At 68.0% G+C, this 14747-nt stretch carries 14 protein-coding genes; 8 read left to right on the top strand and 6 right to left on the bottom strand.

Annotated features, from left to right (window positions below):
• The first annotated feature begins 27 nt into the window (after positions 1-27).
• Together PDM28_RS12690 and PDM28_RS12685 are read left to right on the top strand one after the other, a co-directional pair.
• Entirely contained in the window at positions 28-957 is a 930-nt protein-coding gene (locus PDM28_RS12690; RefSeq protein ID WP_425507599.1) for a phosphate/phosphite/phosphonate ABC transporter substrate-binding protein, read from the top strand.
• Complete coding sequence (locus PDM28_RS12685) at positions 954-3080, top strand: EAL domain-containing protein (RefSeq protein WP_311182302.1); 2127 nt, start codon at positions 954-956, stop codon at positions 3078-3080. The genes PDM28_RS12690 and PDM28_RS12685 overlap by 4 nt, the downstream gene beginning before the upstream one ends.
• A gap of 9 nt (positions 3081-3089) precedes the next feature.
• Here PDM28_RS12685 and epmB read toward each other — a convergent pair whose 3' ends face one another.
• Complete coding sequence (epmB, locus tag PDM28_RS12680; protein WP_311182300.1) at positions 3090-4118, bottom strand: EF-P beta-lysylation protein EpmB; 1029 nt, start codon at positions 4116-4118, stop codon at positions 3090-3092.
• Between the two features lie 69 nt (positions 4119-4187).
• Between epmB and efp the strand changes: the two genes are divergently transcribed.
• From efp to PDM28_RS12655, 5 genes are all read left to right on the top strand, one after another.
• Positions 4188-4757 (top strand): elongation factor P, encoded by a 570-nt coding sequence (gene efp / locus PDM28_RS12675; RefSeq protein WP_311182298.1) that lies wholly within the window; start codon positions 4188-4190, stop codon positions 4755-4757.
• A gap of 143 nt (positions 4758-4900) precedes the next feature.
• Positions 4901-6241, top strand: a complete 1341-nt coding sequence (locus PDM28_RS12670; protein ID WP_102944603.1) for a TRZ/ATZ family hydrolase — start codon at positions 4901-4903, stop codon at positions 6239-6241.
• A gap of 16 nt (positions 6242-6257) precedes the next feature.
• The gene (gene ubiG, locus PDM28_RS12665; protein WP_311182297.1) at positions 6258-6989 is read left to right on the top strand and encodes a bifunctional 2-polyprenyl-6-hydroxyphenol methylase/3-demethylubiquinol 3-O-methyltransferase UbiG; all 732 of its coding nucleotides are present in this window, start codon (positions 6258-6260) and stop codon (positions 6987-6989) included.
• The gene (locus tag PDM28_RS12660) at positions 6982-7683 is read left to right on the top strand and encodes a phosphoglycolate phosphatase (RefSeq protein ID WP_311182296.1); all 702 of its coding nucleotides are present in this window, start codon (positions 6982-6984) and stop codon (positions 7681-7683) included. The genes ubiG and PDM28_RS12660 overlap by 8 nt, the downstream gene beginning before the upstream one ends.
• Entirely contained in the window at positions 7680-8387 is a 708-nt protein-coding gene (locus PDM28_RS12655) for a squalene/phytoene synthase family protein (RefSeq protein WP_311182295.1), read from the top strand. The genes PDM28_RS12660 and PDM28_RS12655 overlap by 4 nt, the downstream gene beginning before the upstream one ends.
• A 222-nt stretch (positions 8388-8609) precedes the next feature.
• Here PDM28_RS12655 and PDM28_RS12650 read toward each other — a convergent pair whose 3' ends face one another.
• From PDM28_RS12650 to yidD, 3 genes are read right to left on the bottom strand one after another with little or no spacing between them, the layout of a single operon-like run.
• Positions 8610-9455, bottom strand: a complete 846-nt coding sequence (locus PDM28_RS12650) for a M23 family metallopeptidase (RefSeq protein ID WP_311182294.1) — start codon at positions 9453-9455, stop codon at positions 8610-8612.
• Positions 9455-10801, bottom strand: a complete 1347-nt coding sequence (locus PDM28_RS12645) for a dihydroorotase (protein ID WP_311182293.1) — start codon at positions 10799-10801, stop codon at positions 9455-9457. The genes PDM28_RS12650 and PDM28_RS12645 overlap by 1 nt, the downstream gene beginning before the upstream one ends.
• Position 10802: 1 nt before the next feature.
• Positions 10803-11057, bottom strand: coding sequence for a membrane protein insertion efficiency factor YidD (gene yidD, locus PDM28_RS12640; protein ID WP_070209637.1), 255 nt, complete (start codon positions 11055-11057; stop codon positions 10803-10805).
• A 248-nt stretch (positions 11058-11305) separates the two neighbouring features.
• Between yidD and dksA the strand changes: the two genes are divergently transcribed.
• Positions 11306-12496 (top strand): RNA polymerase-binding protein DksA, encoded by a 1191-nt coding sequence (gene dksA / locus PDM28_RS12635; RefSeq protein ID WP_311182292.1) that lies wholly within the window; start codon positions 11306-11308, stop codon positions 12494-12496.
• 536 nt (positions 12497-13032) lie between these two features.
• Here dksA and PDM28_RS12630 read toward each other — a convergent pair.
• Positions 13033-14286, bottom strand: coding sequence for an MFS transporter (locus PDM28_RS12630; RefSeq protein ID WP_311182291.1), 1254 nt, complete (start codon positions 14284-14286; stop codon positions 13033-13035).
• Positions 14283-14726: a SufE family protein gene (locus PDM28_RS12625; RefSeq protein ID WP_102944610.1), complete on the bottom strand. Its 444-nt coding sequence runs from the start codon at positions 14724-14726 to the stop codon at positions 14283-14285. The genes PDM28_RS12630 and PDM28_RS12625 overlap by 4 nt, the downstream gene beginning before the upstream one ends.
• Between the last annotated feature and the right edge of the window lie 21 nt (positions 14727-14747).

Here is a 14747-nt window from a genome sequence, read left to right as displayed (position 1 = left end):
GCTGTGGCCATTCCTTGGGGGGAGCGAATGGGATTGCCGGTACTGCGATGGCTGTTGCAGGGAGGTCTGCTGTGTCTGGGCATCGTTGCGATGACCGGAACCGCGACCGCCGGCCCTGACAACGTCCTCGTACTGGGCCGGATCAGCGACAATCCCAAGTCACACTATGCGCAACTGCAACCCCTGCTCGACTACGTCGTCCCCCGCATGCGCGACGTCGGCATCACCGAAGGCCGCATCCTGATGGCACCGGATGCGCAGCAGATGGCCAGCTACCTGCGCCGTGGCCGGGTCGACTGGGTCACGGAGACCGCTGGCACCGCCGTAGCGCTGGGCCTGCGCAGCGGCGCCCAGCCCCTGCTGCTGACCGAACGCAGCGGCGTACGCGACTACCAGACCGTGTTCTTCGTGCGCCGCGAGAGTCCGATCACCTCGCTGGCCGACCTCAAGGGCCACACCCTGGCCCTGCAGAACGTGGCCTCCACCAGCGCCTACCTGGTGCCGGTGATGACCCTGTTGCAGAACGGACTGACCCCGGAGATCCTGTTGTCCGCGCGCGACGCGGCCGCACCGGACACCGTGGGCTACGTGTTCGCGCGCTCGGAGGCGAACATCGCCACCTACGTGCACAAGGGAGTGGTCGACGCCGGTGCCGTGAGCAGCGTCGACTGGACGGACGAACACCGCATCCCGGCCACGTTCCGGCGGGATTTCCGGGTCATCCTCCGCACCGAGCCGTACCCGCGTGCGGTGGAAGTGGTGCGTTCGGGGCTGGACCCGAAGGTGCGCGACCGGTTGCAGCAGGTGTTGCTGGATGCCGCCTCGGATCCGCAGGCGCAGGACGCGCTGGAAAAGTTTTTTGGTACGTCCGGGTTCCATCGGGTCGATGCGCAGATGCAGCACCGTTTGGATGAATTGAAACAGGGTCTTACACGCGTGCGGATGGAAGTGGAATGAGGCCGTTGGGTTCCGGAATGCAGTCCCGTTTCGTGTTGGCGATGGGCGGGGCGATGGTGGTGGTGGTGGCGATCGTGGCCGTGGTGCTGGGGCGCCAGGCGGCGATGCAGGATGAGGTCAAGAGCCTCAGCGGCAGCGTCATCCATGAGCTGTTCGACCGCAGCGTGCGCAGCCGGGGCGAGGCCCTGGCGCGCGAGCTGTCCGACGCGCTGGCCAATCCGCTCTATTACAACGACCTGGCCCAGGTCGGTGCGCTGGTGCGCAACACCTCGCGGCAGCAGGTGGTGCGCTACGTGCTGGTGTTCGACGAAGACGGCAAGCTGATCCACGACGGCAGCACCGAAGTGATCGACTTCGGCAAGTCCATGCAGGACCCGCTGGCACCCGGTGCGGTGGCCGCGCGCAAGCTGGTGGTGCAGGAATCGCCCAAGGTGCTCGACAACGCCATGCCGATCATGGTCGGCAACCAGCGCATCGGCGGGGTCCGCGTCGGCATGGCGCTGGACGACGTGCAGGCGATGGAGCAGCGCGCCAACACCACCCTGGGTGAGCGCCTGCAGCAGGTCGGCAAGCGCCACCTGGGCTGGCTGCTGCTGATGCTCGGGCTGCTGCTGGTGATCGGTGCGATGGTCATCGTCTACGTGCAGCGCACCCTGGTCGCGCCGATCCGTGGCCTGGCCGCGGCGGCGCGCCAGATCGAGGCCGGCGACTACCGCCCGCAGCTCAGCCACAACAGCCGCCAGGATGAAGTGGGCGAGCTGGTCCGCGCGTTCGGCCGGATGAGCGAGGCGATTGCCCGGCATGACCGCGAAGTGCGGCACATGGCCTACACCGACGCCCTGACCGGGCTGACCAACCGGCTGGCGTTCCGCGAGGCGCTGGACCACCGGCTGATGGCCGCGCGTGCCTCCGGGCACCGCCTCGGCCTGCTGTTCGCGGACATGGACGACTTCAAGCGGGTCAACGACACGTTGGGCCACGAGGCCGGCGACGAAGCGCTGCTGCAGTTCGCGCAGCGCATCAGTGCTGCGGTGGCGCAGGCCGGGGGCGATGAAGCGCTGCTGGCGCGGTTTGGTGGCGACGAGTTCGTGATCCTGATCGGCGACGGCGACGTTGCCGCCGGGGCACGCCAGCTGGCCGAACTGCTGGTGCGCGAGCTCAGCAAGCCGCTGGTGGTGCAGGGCAGGGAGCTGTTCCTGGGCACCTCGATCGGCGTGACCCTGTTCCCCGACGATGCCGCCGATGCGACCACCCTGCTGAAGAATGGCGACATCGCCATGTACCAGGCCAAGGTCGCCGGCAAGAACTGTTACCGCTACTACAGCCGGGCTATGGACCACGCGGTGGAGCGCCGCGTGCACATGGAGCAGGAACTGCGCGGCGCGTGGGAGCGCGGCGAGCTGCGCCTGGTCTACCAGCCGATCTTCCGCACCCGCGACCGCCGCATGGTCGGGGTGGAAGTACTGCTGCGCTGGCAGCACCCGACCCTGGGCACCATTCCGCCGTCGGTGTTCATCGAAGTGGCCGAGCAAAGCGGCCTGATCGAAGTGATCGGGCCCAAGGTGCTGCGCGCGGCGTGCATGGAGGCCGTGCAGTGGCCGCATTCGGTCGACGGCGAAGGCATGTTCGTCTCGGTCAACGTGTCGCCGCGCCAGCTGCGCGGTGGCGAATTGCCCGCGCTGGTGGCCGACTGCCTGCGCGACACCGGCCTACCGGCCTCGCGCCTGCACCTGGAGCTGACCGAAACGGCGGTGATCGGCGATGAAATGCTGGCCGCAGCACTGCTGGACAAGCTGCACCGCACCGGCGTGAAGGTCTGGCTGGACGACTTCGGCACCGGCTTCTCCGGCCTGAGCCACCTGCGCCAGGTGCCGGTGGACGGGGTCAAGATCGACAAGAGCTTCGTCGCCGACATGCAGCGCGACCCCGACGACCTGGCCCTGACCACGGCGATCATCGCCATGGCGCATGCATTGGGCATCACGGTCGTGGCCGAAGGCATCGAACAGGAAGTGCAGTTCGACCTGCTGAGCCAGCGCGGCTGCGACCTGGCGCAGGGCTATTGGCTGAGCGTGCCGATCACCGCCACCGAGGTCGTGGAGATGATTGAATCCGGGCGGTGATGGGCCCCGTTACACGGGGCGTTTGCTCGCATCCCCGGAAATCTCCCGCACCAATTTCGGCACCAGGTATCCCGACAACCGCGCAGTCAATTGCGCATGCAGCGCCTTGGCCGTTGCATCGTCCACCTCGAAATGCGCCACGCCCTGTACCCGGTCCACCTGGTACAGGTAATACGGCAGCACGCCCGCCGCAAAACTGCGTTCGCTCAGGTCCTGCAGCGCCTGCAGCGAATCATTCACCCCGCGCAGCAGCACCGCCTGGTTGAGCAGGGTGGCGCCGGCACCGCGCAGGCGCGCCATCGCCGCGTCCACCGCGTCATCGAATTCATTGGCGTGGTTGGCGTGGATCACGAACGCGACCGGCCACGGCAGCCCGGCGATCCACTGCACCAGCTCGTCATCCACGCGTTCGGGCAGCACCACCGGCAGGCGGCTGTGGATGCGCAGCCGGCGCAGGTGCGGAACCTGCTTCAGCGCCTGGGTCAGCTCGACCAGCTTGTGGGTGGCCAGCGACAGCGGGTCGCCGCCGGACAGGATCACCTCGTCGATCCCCGGGTCTTGGGCGATGGCGTCCACCGCCTCGCGCCAGCCCTCGCGGGCCGCGTTCTCGGTGCCATAGTCGAAATGGCGGCGGAAGCAGTAGCGGCAGTTGATCGCGCAGCTGCCGGTGGTCACCAGCAGGGCCCGGCCGTGGTACTTCTGGATCACCCCGGTGGCCTTGCGCGCCAGCCCGTCGCCCACCGCGTCCAAGGTGAAGCCGGGCGCATGCTGCAGCTCGTCGGTCACCGGCAGCACCTGGCGCAGCAGCGGGTCATGGCGGTCGCCCTTGCGCATCCGGGAAATGAAGCCCTGCGGCACCCGCACCGCGAACTGTGCGGCAGCCTCGGCAGAGATCGGCAGCGCGTCCGGGTCCAGCCCCAGCTGTTCCAGCAGGGCCCGCGGGTCGCGGACCGCCTCGCGCCACAGCTGCTGCCAGCGGACGGGGGTGGGCAGGGGCGTGGCGGAAAGCTGCATGGAATGGGGGCCTGCGGTTATCATAGGGAAAGCCTTTCCATTCTATCCGGCTCGCCGCGCCCGCGCGGCGTTTGCCCATTCAGGAGTTTCAGCATGGCCACTGTTGGCATGAACGACGTCAAGAACGGGATGAAGATCCTGATCAACAATGAACCGGCGGTCATCACCGAGACCGAGTACGTCAAGCCGGGCAAGGGCCAGGCCTTCACCCGCATGAAGTACCGCTTCATCAAGTCGGGCCGCGTGGTCGAAATGACCATGAAGGCGACCGATGACGTGGAGAAGGCCGACGTTGTCGACACCAACATGAACTACATGTACACCGACGGCGAGTACTGGCACTTCATGGACCCGGAGTCCTTCGAGCAGGTCCAGGCCACCAAGGCCGGCATGGGCGGCGCCGACAAGTGGCTGAAGGGCGAAGAGTCCTGCATCGTCACCCTGTGGAACGGCGAGCCGATCTTCGTGCAGCCGCCGAACTTCGTGGAACTGAAGATCACCGAAACCGACCCGGGCGTCCGTGGCGACACCTCCGGCGGCGGCGGCAAGCCGGCCACCCTGGAAACCGGCGCCGTGGTCCGCGTGCCGCTGTTCGTCAACCAGGATGAAATCATCAAGGTCGACACCCGCTCGGGCGAATACTCCGCACGCGCTGCGAAGTAATTCGACCGACGGTCGAATTACGGGTAGCGCCGGCCGCTGGCCGGCCCACGGATCGCCTGGGCCGGCCAACGGCCGGCGCTACCCACCCCGAACAACCGCGGTGATTCGCATTGCCGGATCGCCGAGATCCCAAGCGAGCCCGCATGACCGACACCCCCCGCATTCCCGAACCCTGTGACCTGCTGATCGAAGCCGGCTACGTGGTCCCGATCGAACCGCATGCGGTGGTGCTGGAAGACCATGCCGTGGCCGTGCGCGGCAGCGAAATCGTCGCGATCCTGCCCCGTGCCGAGGCCCGTTCGCGCTTCGCCCCGAAGCAGACCGTCTCGCGCCCGGACGCGGCGCTGATGCCCGGCCTGGTCAACGCGCACACCCACAACCCGATGACCCTGCTGCGCGGCGTTGCCGACGACCTGCCGCTGATGGTGTGGCTGCAGCAGCACATCTGGCCGGTGGAAGCGGCGGTGATCGGCCCCGAATTCGTCGCCGACGGCACCACCCTGGCGATTGCCGAAATGCTGCGCGGTGGCACCACCTGCGCCAACGAAAACTACTTCTTCGCCGACGTCCAGGCCGCCGTGTACAAGCAGCACGGGTTCCGTGCGCTGGTCGGCGCGGTGATCATCGATTTCCCGACCGCCTGGGCCAAGAGCGACGACGAGTACTTCGCCAAGGCCGGCGAACTGCACGACCAGTGGCGCAACGACCCGCTGATCGGCACCTCGTTCGCCCCGCACGCGCCGTACACCGTCAACGACGCCAATTTCGAACGCGTGCGCATGCTGTCCGACCAGCTGGACATGCAGGTGCACCTGCACACGCATGAAACCGCGCAGGAGATCAGCGACTCGATCAAGCTGCACGGCCAGCGCCCGCTGGCGCGCCTGGACCGCCTGGGCCTGGTCAACGACCGCCTGATCGCGGTGCACATGACCCAGTTGACCGAAGCGGAAATCCACCTGTGCGCCGAGCGCGGCGTCAGCGTGGTGCATTGCCCCGAATCCAACCTGAAGCTGGCGTCGGGCTTCTGCCCGGCCTGCGCGTTGCAGCGCGCCGGGGTCAACCTGGCGATCGGCACCGACGGCTGCGCCAGCAACAACGACCTGGACATGTTCAGCGAGAACCGCACCGCGGCGATCCTGGCCAAGGCCGTGGCCAACGACGCCACCGCGCTGGACGCGGCGACCACGCTGCGTGCGGCCACCCTGGGTGGCGCCCGCGCGCTGGGCTTCGGCGACCGCATCGGCTCGATCGAAGTGGGCAAGCAGGCCGACCTGGTCTGCGTGGACCTCTCGGCGCTGGAAACCCAGCCGCTGCACCACGTGCTTTCGCAGCTGGTGTACGCCGCCGGCCGCCACCAGGTCAGCGACGTGTGGATCGCCGGGCAGCCCAAGCTGGTCCAGCGCGAGCTGGTCGGCATGGACACTGCCGCCCTCGTGGCCAACGCCCGCCAGTGGCGCGAGCGCATCCGCCACGTCCGCTAAACGTTTGAGGACCCCCATGAACGCTCCCCACGCTTCCACCAATTTCGACCAGGCCGAACTGGACAAGTTCGCCGCGCTCGCCAACCGCTGGTGGGACGCCGACGGCCCGCAGAAGCCGCTGCATGCGCTGAACCCGGTGCGGCTGAAGTACGTGGCCGACCGCGCACCGCTGCGCGGCGCGCGCGTGCTCGACATCGGCTGCGGTGGCGGCCTGCTCAGCGAAGCGCTGGCCCAGGCCGGTGCCGACGTGACCGCCATCGACCTGGCTCCCGAGCTGGTCAAGGTGGCGCGCCTGCACGGGCTGGAGTCGGGCGTGAGCGTGGACTACCGCGTGCAGGCTGCGGAAGACCTGGCCGCCGAACAGCCGGCCAGTTTCGACGTGGTCACCTGCATGGAAATGCTGGAGCACGTGCCGGACCCGGGCGCGATCATCGCCGCCTGCCACCGCCTGCTCAAGCCCGGTGGCCAGCTGTTCCTGTCCACCATCAACCGCACCCCGGCCGCGTTCGCAGTGGCCATCGTGGGCGCGGAGTATGTCGCGCGCCTGCTGCCCAAGGGCACGCACCACTACCAGGACTTCATCAAGCCGGCCGAGCTGGGCAGGTGGCTGCGCGAAGCCGACTTCACGCTGCGCGATGTCAGCGGCATGGCCTACGAGCCGTGGCGCAACCGCGCGCGCTTGAGCTCGCGGACCGACATCAACTACCTGGCCCATGCGGTCAAGCCGGAAGACCGCGCCGGTGTCTGAGATCGACTCGACCGCTGCGGCATTTCCTGCCGCCGTGCTGTTCGACCTGGACGGTACGTTGCTGGACAGCGCGCCGGACATGCTGGCCACCGCCAACGCCATGCTGGACGCGCGCGGTCGCGCACCGATCACGCTGGACGCACTGCGCCCGGTAGTGTCCAAGGGCGCCCGTGCGATGGTCTCGGTCGCGTTTCCCGAGCTGGAGCAGGCACCTCGCGATGCGCTGATTCCCGAATTCCTGCAGCGCTATGAAGCATTGATCGGCCAGCACGCGGTGCTGTTCGACGGCGTGGCAGGCATGCTGGACGCGCTGCAAGCCGCTGGCTGCGTGTGGGGCATCGTCACCAACAAGCCCGAATACCTGGCTCGGCTGATCCTGCCGCAGCTGGGCTGGGAAACGCGCTGCGCGGTGCTGATCGGCGGCGACACCCTGGCCCAGCGCAAGCCGCACCCGCTGCCGCTGCTGGCCGCCGCCGAGCGCATGCAGATCGACCCGGCCACCTGCATCTACGTCGGCGACGACGAGCGCGACATCGTCGCCGCCAACGCCGCCGGCATGGCCTCGGTAGCCGCCCTGTGGGGCTACCGCCTCGACGAAGACAATCCGCTGGCCTGGGGCGCCGAGGTCATGGTCGAACAGCCTGCCGAGCTGCAGCACGCGCGCGCCTGGCCGGCGGCAAGGAACCCGCAATGACCACCTCCACCGCCCTCGACAGCTTCCTCGACAAATGGCGTACCCGCTGGCCGGAATGGCAGGTCGCCGAACCGTTCGTGCCCGAAGCCCAGCGCACGCTGGTGGTGGCCTGGTTCTCGCTGCTGCAGGAATTCGACGACATCCTCAACACCAGCGGCGACCCGATGCCGGCCGACGCCAAGCTGGCGTGGTGGGGCGAGGAACTGCGCAGCTGGGCCGCGCAGCGCTCGCGGCATCCGCTGGGGCGGATGCTCGAGCCGGTACGCGCACCGTGGGCGGAACTGGCGCAGGCATTGCCGGACCTGATCGAAGCCCGTGCGGTGCCGGTCGACCCGGCCCAGGCGCAACGCGCGCTGCAGGCCTATGGCGCGGCGGTCGCGGCGGTGGAAGCGGTGATGTTCGAGACCCCCGCGCGTGGTGATGTCGCCACCCCGGTGGTGCTGCAGACCCTGGCCCAGCGCCTGCACGAAGCCGGCGTGGCCGCCGTGCCGCGTTCGCTGCTGGCCGACGACGACGGCAATGCCACCCATCGCTGGGGCCAGCAGCTGCTGCGAAATTGGCCGGCCCGCGTCGCCGGCCCGCGTCCGCGCCGCCTGTACGCCTCGCTGGCGCGCACCCGCCAGCAGGCGTGGTCGCAGGGGCAGGAGCTCAAAGCGACGCCGGTGAGGACGCTGCTGCGCACCTGGTGGGCAGCACGGGGGTAACGCGACATCCGTTCATGCGTGCAATTGCACGCATCGCCGGTAGGGTCGCATCCCGATCGACCGCCGATCCCTGTGCATCGTTCTGTTGGGGCATGACCCCTGATCGGAACGCGCCCTTCGGTTTGGGTCATGCGTTCGTCGCACCGATCACCGTTATCGGCGGCCGTTTGGGAACCGGCCCTACCGGCGACCCGTCGACGACGTATCGGATGGGGCGCGGCGTCACCGGTTGCGTTCGAGCACCAACAGCGGGTCGATCCGCGTATCGAACCAGTTCATGCCCCAATGCAGGTGCGGGCCGGTGGCACGACCGGTGGCGCCGACGGCGGCGATCACCTGGCCCTGTTCGACCCGGTCGCCCACCTTCACGTCGATCCGCGACAGGTGCAGGAAGTTCGAGCTGATCCCGAACCCGTGGTCGAGCAACAAGGTGCCGCCGGTCAGGTAAAGATCCGGGCCGGCGAACGTCACCACACCGGCAGCCGGCGCCTTCACCGGCGTACCGGTCGGCACCGCGATATCCATGCCCGAATGCCCCGAACCGGGCTGGCCGTTGTACACCCGCGCATTGCCGAAGCGACCGCTGATCCGGCCCTGCACCGGCCAGATGAAGGCCTGCGCGAAATCGGTGCGGTTGTCGTCGCGCGCACGCGCGGCGGTGACCTGCGCCTGTTCGCGCTTGATCCGTTCGGCAATGGCCGGCGGCGGGTTCACGGTCTTGGGCGGCACGCCGTTGACGCGCTCCACCGGCCAGTCGCGCGGGGTTACCGCGATGCTCACCGTTTCGCTCCCGCCATCGGGCCGCTGCACCTGCACCTGCAGCGGTCCCTGCGCGTCGCGGCCGATCCCGAACACCACGCTGCCATAGCCGCTCACCCGCAGCGTGCGCCCGTCATAGCGGACCACGCTGCCGGCCGGCACCTTGCCGATCACCATCGCACCCTGCGAGGCGCTGGCCGGAAACACGACGCGTGCATCGGCCTGGGCCACGGCGGGCGAGGGCAGCAGCGCCAGCGCGGCAACCGGGGCCAGCAGAACCAGCCCCAGGCCCAGAACACGTGCCCGCATCAGCGGTCGTAGCTCATGCGCTGGCCGTTCGGCGCGCCCACCAGCTGGGTGCCGTCCCAGGCCAGCTGGCCGTTGACCCAGGTCGAGGCGATCCGCGAGCGGAAGGTCATGCTCTCGAACGGGGACCAGCCGCACTTGGAGAGCACGTCTTCGCGCTTCACGGTGAACGGCACGTCTTCCACCAGCACCAGGTCGGCCCAGTAGCCTTCGCGCAGGTAGCCGCGCTGGCTCACGTCGAACAGCTGGGCCGGGGCGTGCGCGAACTTCTGCACCACCTGGGTGATCTCCAGCTTGCCCTCATGCACCAGTTCCAGTGCCGCCACCAGCGCGTACTGCACCAGCGGCAGGCCCGACGGCGCCTGCGGGTACGGCTTCTGCTTCTCTTCCCAGGTGTGCGGGGCGTGGTCGGTGGCGAGCACGTCGATCACGTCCTCGGCCACCGCGCGGGTCAGCGCCTCGCGGTCGCTGGCTTCCTTGATCGCCGGGTTGCACTTGATCAGGTTGCCCAGCCGCGCGTAGTCGCTGCGGTCGAAACGCAGGAAGTGGATGCAGGTTTCGGCAGTGATCTGCTTGCGGCTGCCGTCGGCGCGTACCAGCGGGCCCTTCTCGAACAGCGACAGCTCGTCGGCGGTGGAAATGTGCAGCACGTGCAGGCGGGTGCCGTGCTTCTTCGCCAGCGAAACGGCCAGCACCGACGACTTCAGGCAGGCCTCGCGCGAACGGATGTCCGGGTGCTGCTCCGCGCTCAGCGCATCGCCGTACTTCTCGGCGTACACCTTGGCGTTGGCGTCGATCATCGGCGTGTCTTCGCAGTGCGTGATGATCGGGGTCGGCGCGAACTTGAAGATCGCGTCCAGCGTCTCGGGGTTGTCGACCAGCATGTTGCCGGTGGAGGCGCCCATGAACACCTTGACGCCCGGCGTGGTCAGCGGGTCGATCCGCTTGACGTCTTCCAGGTTGTCATTGCTGGCGCCCATGTAGAAGCCGTAGTTGGCACGCGCGCGACCAGCCGCGGAGTCGTACTTGGCCTGCAGGGCCGCCGCGTTGAGGGTCGGCGGGTTGGTGTTGGGCATGTCCATGAAGCTGGTCAAGCCCCCGGCCACGGCCGCGGCCGACTCGGTGGCGATGTCGCCCTTGTGGGTCAGGCCCGGTTCGCGGAAATGGACCTGGTCGTCGATCATCCCGGGCAGCAGCCAGCGCCCGGCCGCGTCGACCACCTGGTCGCCGTCCTGCGGCTGCAGGCCGGTGCCGATCTGCGCGATGCGGCCGTTTTCGATGCGCAGGTCGCCGTTGAAGACGCGGCCTTCGTTGACCATGCGGGCGTTGACGATGAGCGTGGAGGGCATTTCAGTGTTTTCCTGTGCAGCGGCAATCGGCGTGCGCGGTGCGCGGCGGCACCTCGTCCACGCCACCGGGATGGAAGGGATGGCAGCGCCCCAGCCGGCGCGCGGCCAGCCAGCTGCCGCGCGCGGGACCATGCGTGGCGATGGCCTGCATGGCGTATTCAGAACAACTGGGCACGAACCGGCAGCGCGGCCCGAGCAGGGGGCTGATGAAGCGCTTGTAGAAGCGCAACAGGGCGATGAGCAGGTGGGAGATCACCCCCCAATCTTAGAGCAGTTGGCATGAAGGCCGCATTTGTCGCAGGATGGGGTGTTGGACCCGTCCGCGCGTAGGCGCGGCGGGCCGCCCCGGCGCCATCGCCGGGTCAGGTTCCGAACTGCGCAGCTCGGGAACCCCCGCCATGCTCCAGGCCTGAACGGAGCGGGTGAAGAGGTTGCTGCTGCTGGTCGGGTAGGCTATAAAGGCCCGCTTTCCCGGGCCCCGGGGAAACCAAGGAAGAGCGTTTCGTGGCTGCTAAAAAAATTGCAAAGAAGGCCGTCAAGGCCGCCAAGAAAACCGCCAAGCCCGTTGTAAAGAAGTTGGCGGCCAAGCCTGTTGCCAAAAAACCGGCGGCCAAGCCGGCACCTGCGAAAAAGTCGGCCGCCAAGGCGCCGGCCAAGGCGGTGAAGAAGGCCGTTGCCAAGAAGCCGGTTGCCAAGGCGCCGGTCAAGAAGGCAGCGCCGAAGCCCGTTGCCAAGCCGGCAGCGAAGAAGGCCGTCGCCAAGTCCACGGCAGCCAAAAAGCCGGTCGCAAAGACCCCGGTGAAAAAGGCCGCCGCACCCGCCAGCAAGACCACGGCCAAGAAAACGACCCCACCGGCGGCCAAGTCCGCGCCGGTGAAAAAGGCGGCTGCCAAGCCTGCACCGGCCAAGCCGGCCAGCAAGCCTGCCGCCACCAAGCCGGCTGCCAAGCCGGTTGCAGCACCCGTAGTGAAGTCCGCACCGAAGCCGGCATCGCCGGCCCCGGCCAAGTCTGTCCCGGCCAAGGCCGCGGCCAAGCCTGCTCCTGCCCCGGCCGCCGCGCCGAAGCCAGTAGCGGCCGCCCCCGCCCCGAAGGCCCCGCAAAACAAGAATCCCGTGCCCGTTTCGAAATCGCCTGCAAAAACTCCCGTGAAAACCGAATCCGCTCCCAAGCCCGTGTCGCGTCCGGTTGGCAAGGTCGCCGTGGCCGTCGCCGCCCGTTCGGCAGCACCGGCCCCGCGCACCAAGGTGAAAGTGGTGGAATACAAGACCGACGAGGCCACTGGCCGTCCGATCCTGCCGGCCGGCTACAAGCCGAGCCCGGAAGAGGAGTACATGAGCCCGCTGCAGCTGGAGTATTTCCGCCAGCGTCTGCACAACTGGCGCGCCGAACTGATCGAAGAATCCAAGCAGACCATCGCGAACCTGCAGGAAGAAGTTCGCGACATCGGCGACGAAGCCGAGCGCGCTACCCGTGAAACCGAAAACTCGCTGGAACTGCGCACCCGCGACCGTTACCGCAAGCTGATCGGCAAGATCGAAAGCACGCTCAAGCGCCTTGAAGCGGGCGACTACGGCTACTGCGTCGACACCGGCGAAGAAATCGGCCTGGACCGTCTCGAAGCGCGCCTGACCGCCGAACGCACCATCGACGCCCAGGAACGTTGGGAGCACCTGCAGAAGCAGCAGGGCGACTGATTGTTGCGCTGAGCTGATGCATACAGGAAACCCGGCCTTGGCCGGGTTTTTTGTTGCTCGCAAAAAGCAGCGTTTCAATTCGTACGTGCTGGGGCGGCCGCCGGGCAGCCCCGCTCCGGGACACGCCGTGAACCCATCCATGGGGGCTGCTAGAAAACATCCATGTTTTCTAGCGTCCCTCCGGGGGCTACCCGGCGGCCGCCCCCATACATGGTCGTGTGCGGTTGGGAACGGCGGACACGCATGGCGTGTCACAACGCGGATGGTCCGTCGGCGGAATTGAGGTTTTCCCGTGGCTACCTGCCAACTATCGGAGGGTCGGCGGGGGTGGGTTTGAGGGGGCACGAGCCGCATGGATGCGGCGATGAGCTTACATGGACGTACTTGCAGCGTCCCCCACAAACCCGCACCCGACGGCCCTGACCAGGGAGACCCCGCAGCCCAAGGATGTTCGCCTGAATCCAACAGCAGCCGGGCAGGGCCCGGCTCTACCGCGGATCGTTTGCAACCCGGTGCAAATGGGGCTCCAGCTGGCGTTACTGCAGGTCGCGCAGGTTCAACCGCCGCAGGGTCGGGTTCTTCCAGGCGGTAATGCCGGCCACGCTCAACACCGCGAAACCGCCCAGCACCACCGCCGGGACCAGGCCGAGAAGCTTGGCCATCGTGCCCGCGTAGAACGCGCCCAGTTCGTTCGACGAACTGATGAAGATGCCGTTGATCGACGACACCCGCCCGCGCATTTCTTCCGGCGTGGCCAACTGCAGGATCGTCGAGCGGATCACCACCGACACCCCGTCGAACGCCCCGTAGAACAGCAGGATCACCGCCGACAGCCAGAAGCTGTGCGACAGCCCGAACCCGATCACGCACAGGCCGAACCCCGCCACCGCGAACAACAGCACCCGCCCCGCATGGCGCTGCAGCGGCCGGCGCGCCAGCCACAGGCCCACGCACACCGAACCCAGCGCCGGCGCCGCGCGCAGGATGCCCAGCCCTTCCGGGCCGTGGTGCAGGATCTCGTGCAGGAACGCCGGCAGCATCGCCACCACCCCGCCCAGCAGCACTGAAAACATGTCCAGCGCCATCGCCCCGACCATGATCCGGTTGCCCAGCACGAAGCGGCCGCCCTCCGCAATGCTCTTGAAGATCGGCGCCGCCGGACCGATGTGCACCGGCTCGGAAACCCGCAGCGTCGCCAGGCAGCCCAGTGCCGCCAGCGCCGCTACCACCGCCACCCCGTACGACAGACTCTTGCCGCCCCAGGCCACCAGCAGCCCGCCCAGCGCCGGGCCCACCACCATGCCCGCCTGGAACACCACCGACCCCAGCCCCGCACCGCGCGCGAACTGGTGCCGTTCCAGCACCCGCGCAAACAACGCGTTGTAGATCGGCGACAGAAACGCCCGGACCATGCCCGTCATCGCCACCGCCGCATAGATCGGCCACACCCCGTTGAACGGCAGCCAGCCCTCCGCCACCGCCGTCAGCACCACCGCCGTCAGCACCAGCCCGCTGCACGCCACCATGCCCAGCTTCCGACGCGGCAGGTGGTCCACCAGGTAGCCCGCGAACGGCGCCACGCAGAAGAACGGCAGCACCTCGGCCAGCCCGACCAGGCCCAGCGAGAATGGATTGCGGGTGACTTCGTAGATATGCCAGCCGACCGTCACCGCCACGATCTGGTACGACAGCATCGCCAGGATCCGGTACGCCAGCAGCAGCGAGAAACCTGGGCGGCGCAACAGGCCCAGCGCGCTCTCGGCGGGCTCGGACGGGGCAGGGGCACTCACGACGCCGACTGCGCCACTGCGGTCTCACGGATGAAGGCCAGCATCGCCGCCACCCCGTTGCTGCGGGTCGGCGACAGGTGGCGCGACAGCCCGATGTCCTGGATGTAGGTCGGCTCCGTGGCCAGGATCTCCGCCGCCGAACGCCCCGAGTACACCCGAAGCGCCAGGTAGATCAGGCCCGACACGATCGCCGAATCGCTGATCGCGTGGAACCGCAGCGCATCGGCGTTGCCCTCCGGCACGATCCACACCATCGACTGGCAGCCGAGCAGCCGGTGCTCCTCCGTCTTCCATTCGTCCGGGAAGGCGGGCAGCTTGCGGCCCAGGTCGATCAGGTACTGGTAACGCTCCGACCAGTCGCCGAAGAACGCGAATTCCTCGGCAATGGCGGCCTGCGCCTCGGCAGCAGTGGGTTCAATCGGGAACGGGGAGTCGATCACATCATTCTCAAAATAGTGTGT

Source organism: Stenotrophomonas aracearum, from assembly GCF_031834615.1.
GTDB lineage: Bacteria > Pseudomonadota > Gammaproteobacteria > Xanthomonadales > Xanthomonadaceae > Stenotrophomonas > Stenotrophomonas aracearum.
Note: the sequence above shows the minus strand (reverse complement) of the source record. Positions and strands in the feature narration are given on the sequence as shown.